This is a genomic window from uncultured Roseovarius sp., assembly GCF_913054395.1.
GTDB lineage: Bacteria > Pseudomonadota > Alphaproteobacteria > Rhodobacterales > Rhodobacteraceae > Roseovarius.
In genome coordinates this window covers 1-9,504 of sequence record NZ_CAJXIP010000129.1, presented here as the reverse complement: position 1 = coordinate 9,504, position 9,504 = coordinate 1, and the positions used below count along the sequence as shown (strand labels likewise).

Sequence of the window (9,504 nt, the reverse complement as noted above, 5' to 3'; positions counted from 1 at the left end):
GTTTTTAACCACCTTGACTCGAGTGTCGTTACCCGTAACTCCATCACCTTGCTTTACAGCACCAGTACGACGAATATCCAAGCGAACCGAAGAGTATAACTTCAAGGCGTTACCACCAGTGGTGGTTTCCGGTGAGCCAAACATCACACCAATTTTCATACGAATCTGGTTGATGAAGATCACTGTGCATTTGGTGCGGTTGATCGAACCGGTAAGCTTGCGCATCGCCTTGCTCATAAGCCGGGCATGCACGCCCACGCTGCTGTCGCCCATTTCGCCCTCAAGCTCTGACTTTGGGGTCAGCGCCGCAACCGAATCGACCACGATCATGCTGACCGCACCCGAACGCACGAGGGTATCAACGATCTCCAGCGCCTGCTCGCCGGTATCGGGCTGCGAAATCAGCAGGTCGTCAAGGTTCACGCCAAGTTTGCGCGCATAGACCGGGTCAAGCGCATGCTCGGCGTCGACAAAGGCACAGATGCCGCCCTTTTTCTGTTCTTCCGCCACACAATGCAGTGTCAGAGTTGTCTTGCCCGAGCTTTCAGGACCATAAATTTCAACGATGCGTCCCTTTGGGATGCCGCCGATGCCAAGCGCGATATCAAGTCCTAGCGAGCCGGTCGAGGTCGCTTCGATATCGGCGATCGGATTGTCGCCGCCCATACGCATGATCGAGCCTTTGCCGAACTGCCGCTCGATCTGCGCCAGGGCACTATCCAGCGCCTTCTGCTTGTCCGTGTCTTTCTTTTTGTCCATGGATAAAAGATCTGCCGTTGCCATTCGTTCGCTTCCTTATTCCACACCCGGTCACGGGCGGCAATCGCTGCCTTTGTTCGCCTCTTGTTCTCGCCGTTATGAGGACAAAAGCGGAACATATCAAGAAAATTATCACTGAATTCACTTTTGCCTTAAACGATTAACAAGTAGTTTACGCTCACCGCATTGGTGATTTATTTTAACGAAGGCCCTGAAATGCTAGTGTTTTCAAAGGCAAATCTGGTTTTCCTGTCGGTTCCCAAAACCGGCAGCACTGCCTATCAGGCCGCCCTCGCGCCACTTGCCGCAATCGCCGTGACCTCGCCGCCCGAGCTGAAACATGCGCCGGTGTTCAGATATAATCGTTTCTTTCGCCCGATGATTGAACGTTTCATTAGCGCCGACGTCGATGTTCTGGCGGTCATGCGCGAACCGATAAGCTGGCTCGGGAGCTGGTATCGCTATCGTCAACGGTCGGCAATCCAGGGAACGCCCAACGGGACACATGACATAAGTTTCGATGATTTCGTCAGCGCCTATTGCATGGGCAAGCAGCCCGGTTTTGCCGCCGTTGGCGCGCAATCCAAGTTCCTTGAGCCGCAACGCAATGGAACCCGCGTGACCCACCTTTTCCGGTACGAGGATCAACCGGGCCTTATGCGGTTTCTCGAAAACCGGCTCGAGACGCGGATCAGGACGGCCCCCCTCAACGCCTCGCCCGCTCGCCCACTGGAATTAAGTGCAAGGACCGAGGCGCGCCTCAGGCGGAAGTTTGCCAGCGATTTTGCCCTGTGGAACGGGATCGGCGAAGGCGGCCAGTATTGCCCCCTTCCAGCCCGTCCGAAACCCGGCGATGACGATTAGGTCACGCTCGGCGACCCAAGGCATTGTCCAGGCCCGGATTAACCAATTTGCCGCCGAACCGTCTCGGTCAACTCGTTGAGAGAAAACGGTTTCGGCAGGAATACCGAATTCGGAATTTTCGCCTGCGTGTCGCCAAAGGTTTCCTCGGCATAGCCGGACATGAAAACCACCTTCACATCGGGGCGGTCCCTGAGGGCGGTTTGCACCCAGGTTGGCCCGTCGACCCCCGGCATGACCACATCGGAGACGAAGACATCCACCAAAAGGGCTTCGTCGGTCAAAAGCTCCAGGGCCTCTTCGGCTGATTCTGCCTCAAGCACGGTAAAGCCGCGCAACTGCAATGCGCGGCTGGCAAAGGCACGCACCGGGGCTTCGTCTTCAACCAACAGGATCACACCGCTCACCGTGGCCTCGGTCTGGGATACAGGCTTGGGGGCGGTCCTGGTCCCTTCCTCCCCCAAGTAGGCCGGAAAAATCAATTGGAAGCGGGCGCCCGTGCCCGGGGTGCTATCTGCGAAAATGAACCCCCCGGTCTGTTTCACGATCCCGTAAGCGGTGGACAACCCAAGGCCGGTCCCCTCGCCGGTTCGCTTGGTGGTGAAGAACGGCTCGAATACCTTGTGGAGCTTGTCGGGCGAAATCCCAGTGCCCTCGTCTATCACCTGAACAGAAACATAGCGGCCCGGCGCCACTACCGCGCGATCGCGGCGCAGAGGCTCTGTCAATGTCAGGTTCTCGGTCAGGATCCGGATGTCGCCCCCCCCCGGCATCGCATCGCGGGCATTAACCACAAGGTTCATAAGAACCTGTTCCAACTGGCGCTTGTCGGCGCGGATGGTCGAAAGCACGGGATCATGGCTAAGCGAAAGGGTGACCTTTTCCCCGACCAGACGGTTCAAAAGATGGGTCAGGTCTGACAATGTGTCCCGCAGATCAACCACCTGCGGACGCAGTGTCTGCTTGCGGGAATAGGCCAGAAGCTGACTCACCAGCGCCGCAGCGCGATTGGCATTCTGATTGATCTGCATGAGGTCGCTATAGTCGATATCACCCTGATCATGGCGCAGAAGCAATAGATCGCAATGCCCGGAAATCGCCGTCAGAAGGTTGTTGAAATCATGCGCAACCCCTCCTGCCAACTGGCCAATCGCCTGCATTTTCTGGCTTTGGACAAACTGCGCCTCCAAGGATTTGAGCTCGGTCGCGTCGTTCAACACGGCAATCAGCACCACCTCGCCATTTTCCATCGCGCGGTTCAGGGTCACCTGGACAAAAACCTCTTGATCTTCGCGGCGCACCCGCAGGAATTCCGAATGAACCGTACCGCGCGCCGCCGCCGCATCATCCAGCCAATCGGAAATAGAGCGCCCCAGCCCCTCCATCATATCCCCAAGCAGCGCACCCTTGCAGCTCGCCACCCCCAACAAATCACGCGCGGGGCGGTTTGAAAGCTGGATCAACCCGTCGCGTGCAACCTTCAGAAGCGGCACGGGCAAGTCGTCGAAAAACGCCCAACCGTCCGGCTGGCGTTCGGCACCGACGATTCCCGGCAACAGGAATACCTCACGCCGTCCGGCCGTGCCCTCAAGTTCGACCACAAGACAGGACACCTTGCCATCGACCGTGTTTATCTCGTTCATCTGCCCCGAGCGCAGCGGCAGTTTGGTGCTTATCATATCGAGTGCACGCGCCCGCAGGCCGACAAGATCGCGCGCCGCGGCATTCATGGACAAAACCGCGTCATTGCGCCCCACCGTGAGCATCGGCAATGGCATTGGATCCGCATTGCGCTGCGGGCGATCGGCGGATTTTTCAATCCGCCAGAGAAAATGATCAGGACCCGCCCGATGCACGCTAAGTCGCAAATGCCCCGTGCGCGTCACCACATCCTCAACAGCAGCACCTTTGGCAGTGGCGCGGCCTTCCATGCGAAACAGAATGGCGTCGGGATTGGCCAGCACATGGCGCAGGGCCCCGGCAAGAGTCACTGCTGCCCCGGCGTCCAGGAAACGGAGCGCAGCGGGATTGGAATATGCGATTTGCCCTTCCGGTCCGGCCAGAATAGAGGGCGCCATGTCTTCCCCAAACATATCCGGCGCCGAGCGCCCCGGCATCCGGATAATCGCCATGCTCCATATCGCCACAAGCGCCAGCGTCGCCCCGACCAGCCCAAGAATCAGCTGAACCAGACCCGCAGGCATGAGATACGCCGCCGCCCAGAACAAAAACGCGGTCACAAGCACCGCTGCCGCACGCGGCCTGACACGCAATGCCGCCTGACGGATTGGACCAACAGCAATGGTCAAAAAAGCCAAGATCGTTTCCCTTTGATACGTGTTTCGTGTCCCTGTCTGACACAAAAGCCTTGAACGAGACTTAACGACAGCGCAAAAAAACACGTCAAAGTTGAATCTTGATCAATAAATCCTCTGAAGTCGAGCAATATAGAAACCGTCACCGCCTTCGGAGATGGGAAACCGATCCTCACCTGCGACCTGCCACTCCGTTGTTTCCCCCAGGAAGCGAGAGATAGTATCTCGATTTTCCTGATCAAAAACAGAACATGTTGCATAGGCCAAAACCCCGCCTGGGGCCACCAGGGGCGCTGCGGCCTTCAGGATTTCCAACTGGATTTTGGTCAACTCGCGCAAGCGCTCAGGCGTTAGGGCCCATTTTGCCTCGGGGGTGCGGCGCCAGGTGCCGCTGCCCGAACAGGGCGCATCGCAGAGCACAAGATCGAACGCAGCCTCGCGCCGCAGTTGCGTGCCATCAAGGATCTCGACGCGAACGCCTGCGCGCTCGGCGCGGGCCGGAAGATCTTTCATCCGCTGCGGCGCGGTATCATGCGCAAACCAATGCCCCTCGCCGCGCGCCGCAAGAGCAAGAACCTTGCCGCCGCCCCCGGCACAATAATCCAGAACCCGCGCGCCAGGCGCGATGTCGAGCTGTTCCATGGCGGCCTGACTGCTGCCATCCTGAAGCTCGATCAGACCATCGTTGTAACAAGCAGACCCCGTGATTTTCCGTTCGCCTTCAGTGACATGAAGGGCAGTCCTGGCAATCGGATGCATATGGGCCGTGATCCCCTCGTCGGCGAGGCGCGCAATCGTCTGAGCAAGGGCCCCCTGTCGCAGATTGACCCGAAGCATCACGGGCGCGCGGGCCCGCAAGGCAAGCGCGGCAGCTTCGGCATCGTCACCAAGCGACGCCTCGAAAAGCGGCCATATCCAGTCGGGCAGATCAAGCCGCGCCGCGCCCTCGGGCGCAGATCCGGCGGTCTTTTCTGCTGCGCTAAGGGCTTCGGGTGCATGGCCTTCACCTGTAAAGAGCCCTGCCGGATCAATGCCCTGCGCACGCAATGCGCCGATCATCAGGCCACGCCCGGTTCCGGCCCCGCCAAGCGCCGCATAAGAGCGTCGACAGCGCAGCACGCCGAACACGTGATCACGAAGCGCCGCGCGGTCCTTGGATCCGGCGAAACGCGACCGCCTTGCCCATCCCGAGATCGCTTTTTCCGCATGCGCGCCGTCAAGCATCGCATCCAGAATTTCGATCGCGGCGGCAATCCGGGCGGCAGGGGTCATGAAACCACCTTAGCTTTACTCGACAAGTCCATGAAAAAATTACCCAATACGGTAATTCGGACTTTCGCGCGTGATCTGAACGTCATGCACATGGCTTTCCTGCAATCCGGCCCCTGTGATGCGCACGAACTGACAGTCGCTGCGCATCTTTTCGATTGTCGCACAGCCGGTATACCCCATCGCCGCCCGCAGACCGCCGACCAGCTGATGGATCACATTGCCCGCCGCACCTTTGTACGGCACCTGCCCCTCGACGCCTTCGGGCACCAGCTTATCGCTGGCGGCATCCTTCTGGAAATACCGATCGGCCGAGCCGCGCGCCATGGCGCCAAGGCTTCCCATCCCGCGGTACGCCTTGAAGGTCCGGCCCTGATAGAGGATCACCTCGCCGGGCGCCTCGTCGGTGCCGCCAAGCATGCTGCCGACCATGGCGCAGGACGCACCGGCGGCAATCGCCTTGGCAAAATCGCCGGAAAACTTGATGCCGCCATCGGCGATCACCGGGATGTCGCCCGACGCGCGCGCGCAATCCATAATTGCCGTCAGCTGCGGCACACCGACACCGGCCACCATCCGCGTGGTACAGATACTGCCCGGCCCGATCCCGACCTTGATGGCGTCGGCGCCCGCCCCGATCAGGGCGCGCGTGGCCTCGGCGGTGGCAACATTCCCGGCCACGACCTGAACCTCATTCGATAGCTTCTTGGCGCGCTCGACCGCGATCGCCACACCTTCGGAATGGCCATGCGCCGTGTCGATCACGATCATGTCGACGCCGGCATCCACAAGCGCCTGGGACCGCTCGAACCCGGCATCGCCAACGGTCGAGGCCGCCGCGACGCGCAGCCGCCCAAGCCCGTCCTTGCAGGCCGTGGGGTTCAACACCGCCTGTTCGGTATCGCGCAGGGTCAGAAGACCGGTCAGCTTTCCCTTGCCGTCGGTCACCAGAAGTTTCTCGATCCGCCGCTCTTTCATCAGGGATTTGGCCTGTTCGCGATCGGCGGGCTCTTGCAGGATGGCAAGGTTCTCGCTTGTCATCATCACCCGCACGGGGGTTTTGTCATCCTCGGCAAAGCGCATGTCGCGGTTGGTCACAATGCCAACCACGCGCCCCTTCTCATCGACCACCGGAAAGCCGGTAACGTTATAGCGCTCCTGAAGCGCCTTGGCATCGGCCAGCGTCTGATCCGGGGTCAGGGTGATCGGGCTGTAAACGATGCCGCTCTCGAACCGTTTCACGCGGCGCACCTGATTGGCCTGCTCTTCAACGTCAAGGTTGCGGTGAATCACCCCCATGCCGCCAAGCTGCGCCATGCAGATCGCCATCCGGCTCTCGGTCACCGTATCCATCGCCGAACTGAGCAGCGGGATATTAAGGCTGATCGACCGCGTCACATGGGTGCGCGTATCTGCTGTGTTGGGCAGCACATTTGATGCCGCAGGCACCAGCAGAACATCATCAAAGGTAAAGGCCTCGCGAATCTCCATTCCGGTTCTCCATGGATATCTCGTTTGGCGCTTCCCTATTTCACGGATCAGCCCCGACGAAAAGGGCGATTCGTGCCTTGCCGCCCGCGACATTTGCGGCCACCTTCGCGCAGGCACATAAAAAAGCGGGGGATCGCATGGCGGATCACGGATATGAAGGCGGCAGGCTTGACCTGCCATTCGTCGGGATTTCAACCTTTGGCAAGCGCCCCTATGTGGCCGATTGGGCGTCGATCAGCGCCGATGTCGCGGTGCTTGGCGCGCCGTTCGATTCCGGCACACAGTGGCGACCCGGTGCGCGCTTTGGTCCGCGCGGCGTGCGCGAGGCCTCGACACTGTTCAGCTTTGGCCACGCCGGGGCCTATGATCACGAGGATGACGCGATATATCTGCCCGGCGATGTGCGCATCGTTGATATTGGCGATGCCGATATCGTCCATACCGATACCATCAAAAGCCACGCCAATATCGAGACCGGCGTGCGCGCCATTCTGGCGGCGGGCGCCCTGCCCGTCACCATCGGCGGCGATCATTCGGTCAACATTCCCTGCATCAACGCCTTTGACGATCAGGGCGATATTCACGTTCTGCAAATCGACGCCCATCTTGATTTCGTCGATGAACGTCATGGCGTGCGCTTTGGCCATGGCAATCCGATGCGCCGCGCCTCCGAAAAGCCCTATGTCACCGGCCTGACACAGCTTGGGATCCGCAACGTAAGCTCGACCGCGAAAGAGGGCTATGACGATGCACGTGCGCGCGGGTCTGACATCCTGTCGGTGCGTCAGGTGCGCAGGCTCGGCCCCAAGGCGACCGCCGCACGCATCCCGGCGGGCGCGCGGGTCTATATCACCATCGACATTGACGCCTTCTGCCCCTCGATCGCGCCGGGCACCGGTACGCCAAGCCACGGCGGATTTCTCTATTACGAGGTGCTCGAAATTTTGCAGGAGGTGGCCAGTGCTTATGACATCGTCGGCATCGACCTTGTCGAGGTGGCGCCGGATTACGATCCGACCGGATCGACGACGATTCTGGCGGCGCAAGTCTTGCTGAACCTGCTCGGCTTTATCTTTCACGCGCGCCGCGCGGGTGCTTAGGCGTCGCGATCCTTGGGATCAGGCACCGGATCGAGGCCGCATTGCCCCCAGGGATTACAACGTCCGATCCGCTTGGCAGCCATCCAGCCGCCCCGCAAGCCACCATGCTTTTCAAGCGCTTCAAGGGCGTATTGGCTACAGGTCGGATGATAGCGACAGTGATAGCCCACCCAGGGCGACAGGATCAGGCGATAGGCCTTGATCGGCAGCGACAGAAGGCGCGCCAGCGGGGTCATGGGACCGGGTGCAGCTTGGCAAGCGCATGCAGAAGATCCCCCTTGAGCGCCTCAAAGGGGCGCTCTGCGGTGACATCCTTGCGCCCGATCAGGACATAATCCCAACCACTCAGGCCGCTTTCGGGCAAAATCTCATGTGCGGCGGCCCGCAGGCGGCGCTTGGCGCGATTGCGCGCCACGGCATTACCGACCTTCTTGGAACAGGTAAAGCCGACACGAATGCCTACCCCGCCATCCCCCTCGCAGCGCCTGCGCGCCTGCACCATCATCGACGGGGTGCCTTGTCGGCGGGCCCGTGCCGCAGCCAGGAAATCGGCGCGCTTGCGCAACACCCCGAGGGATTTGGGCCTGGCATCCGGACAAGACGAAACCGCCGGGTGCATGGGTCCTGCATCTCTGTCAGGGGCGCCCGGCGGTGTCATTGTCTCAACAAGACTGGCGCTTACGCGCTCAGTTCCTTGCGGCCACGTGCGCGACGTGCGTTAAGGATCTTGCGGCCTGCTTTGGTGGCCATACGTGCACGAAACCCGTGGCGGCGCTTGCGAACCAGGTTCGAGGGTTGAAAGGTGCGTTTCATCGCTCCGTCTCCGACTTTGTCAGGTGGCGCATTTAGGAATCGCGCCTCGCCCTGTGTTATCTGAAGCCCGGTCTATAGAGGGCCGATTTTCACAAGTCAAACCCGCAGGGCGGCTTTTGCAACAAAAACATACACATTCGTCTGCCCAATGTTACAATCCCGCGAAAGGCGTCAATTTACGCGACGGAAACATTCACCCCCGATCACCCCCTCGTGAGGCCACTGGCGGTGGCGCGTCCGGCTATGCAACTAGAGAGCAGTGAATTCAAACCGGGCAGGACAATGGACAAATCCTCGAACGACACCCCACAACCCGCCAAGGGCGGAGTGATGCGGCACGCGCCCCTGGCGATCATCCTGACGGTCGCCGTCATCGGGTTCTTTACTCTGCGCGACTATATCACGTTTGACACGCTACGCGACAACCGCGAGGCGTTATTGGCGTTTCGCGATGCCAATTACGCGCTGATGGTGCTGGCCTTTATTGCCGTCTATTTCGTGATTGTGGCGTTTTCGTTGCCCGGAGCGGCCGTGGCCTCGGTCACGGGCGGGTTCCTGTTCGGGCTGGTGCTGGGCACCGCCTTCAACGTCACCGCCGCCTCGCTTGGGGCAATGACGATCTTTCTGGCCGCCCGCTGGGGCCTTGGTCAGGCGCTTGCCGCCAGGATCGAAACCTCTGACGGCACGCTTAAAAAGCTAAAGGCCGGACTGAACGAGAACGAGATCAGCGTTCTGTTCCTGATGCGGCTTGTGCCCGCAGTGCCGTTTTTCGTGGCCAATCTCTTGCCGGTACTGGTCGGGGTAAAGTTCGTCAACTTTGCTTTCACCACCGTGTTCGGCATCATCCCGGGCGGCATCGTCTTCACCTGGATCGGTGTCGGACTCGGGGAAGTGTT

General features: G+C 60.2%; 10 protein-coding genes. 3 read left to right on the top strand and 7 right to left on the bottom strand.

Going from position 1 to position 9,504, the window contains the following annotated elements:
• The coding region (gene recA / locus QZ522_RS15070; protein WP_294613333.1) for a recombinase RecA at positions 1 to 783 on the bottom strand (783 nt) is incomplete at its 3' end.
• A gap of 192 nt (positions 784 to 975) precedes the next feature.
• Between recA and QZ522_RS15065 the strand changes: the two genes are divergently transcribed.
• Complete coding sequence (locus QZ522_RS15065) at positions 976 to 1,623, top strand: sulfotransferase family 2 domain-containing protein (protein WP_294613331.1); 648 nt, start codon at positions 976 to 978, stop codon at positions 1,621 to 1,623.
• Positions 1,624 to 1,661: 38 nt separating this feature from the next.
• Here the strand turns inward: QZ522_RS15065 and QZ522_RS15060 are convergent, their stop codons facing one another.
• From QZ522_RS15060 to guaB, 3 genes are all read right to left on the bottom strand, one after another.
• The gene (locus QZ522_RS15060) at positions 1,662 to 3,824 is read right to left on the bottom strand and encodes an ATP-binding protein (protein WP_294613336.1); all 2,163 of its coding nucleotides are present in this window, start codon (positions 3,822 to 3,824) and stop codon (positions 1,662 to 1,664) included.
• A 216-nt stretch (positions 3,825 to 4,040) separates the two neighbouring features.
• Positions 4,041 to 5,207, bottom strand: a complete 1,167-nt coding sequence (locus QZ522_RS15055) for an RsmB/NOP family class I SAM-dependent RNA methyltransferase (RefSeq protein WP_294613328.1) — start codon at positions 5,205 to 5,207, stop codon at positions 4,041 to 4,043.
• Between the two features lie 39 nt (positions 5,208 to 5,246).
• Positions 5,247 to 6,695: an IMP dehydrogenase gene (gene guaB / locus QZ522_RS15050; RefSeq protein WP_294613325.1), complete on the bottom strand. Its 1,449-nt coding sequence runs from the start codon at positions 6,693 to 6,695 to the stop codon at positions 5,247 to 5,249.
• 137 nt (positions 6,696 to 6,832) lie between these two features.
• Between guaB and speB the strand changes: the two genes are divergently transcribed.
• Positions 6,833 to 7,795, top strand: coding sequence for an agmatinase (speB, locus tag QZ522_RS15045; protein WP_294613322.1), 963 nt, complete (start codon positions 6,833 to 6,835; stop codon positions 7,793 to 7,795).
• On the opposite strand, the gene yidD is transcribed toward speB, so the two are convergent.
• The 3 genes from yidD to rpmH are packed head-to-tail and all read right to left on the bottom strand — an operon-like array spanning position 7,792 to position 8,608.
• The gene (gene yidD, locus QZ522_RS15040; protein WP_294613319.1) at positions 7,792 to 8,031 is read right to left on the bottom strand and encodes a membrane protein insertion efficiency factor YidD; all 240 of its coding nucleotides are present in this window, start codon (positions 8,029 to 8,031) and stop codon (positions 7,792 to 7,794) included. The two genes, speB and yidD, sit on opposite strands and share 4 nt — an antisense overlap.
• Positions 8,028 to 8,414, bottom strand: a complete 387-nt coding sequence (rnpA, locus tag QZ522_RS15035) for a ribonuclease P protein component (RefSeq protein WP_294613316.1) — start codon at positions 8,412 to 8,414, stop codon at positions 8,028 to 8,030. The genes yidD and rnpA overlap by 4 nt, the downstream gene beginning before the upstream one ends.
• Before the next feature lie 59 nt (positions 8,415 to 8,473).
• Entirely contained in the window at positions 8,474 to 8,608 is a 135-nt protein-coding gene (rpmH, locus tag QZ522_RS15030; protein ID WP_027241708.1) for a 50S ribosomal protein L34, read from the bottom strand.
• A gap of 282 nt (positions 8,609 to 8,890) precedes the next feature.
• Between rpmH and QZ522_RS15025 the strand changes: the two genes are divergently transcribed.
• A partial coding sequence (locus QZ522_RS15025; RefSeq protein ID WP_294613302.1) for a VTT domain-containing protein occupies positions 8,891 to 9,504 on the top strand: 614 nt, incomplete at its 3' end.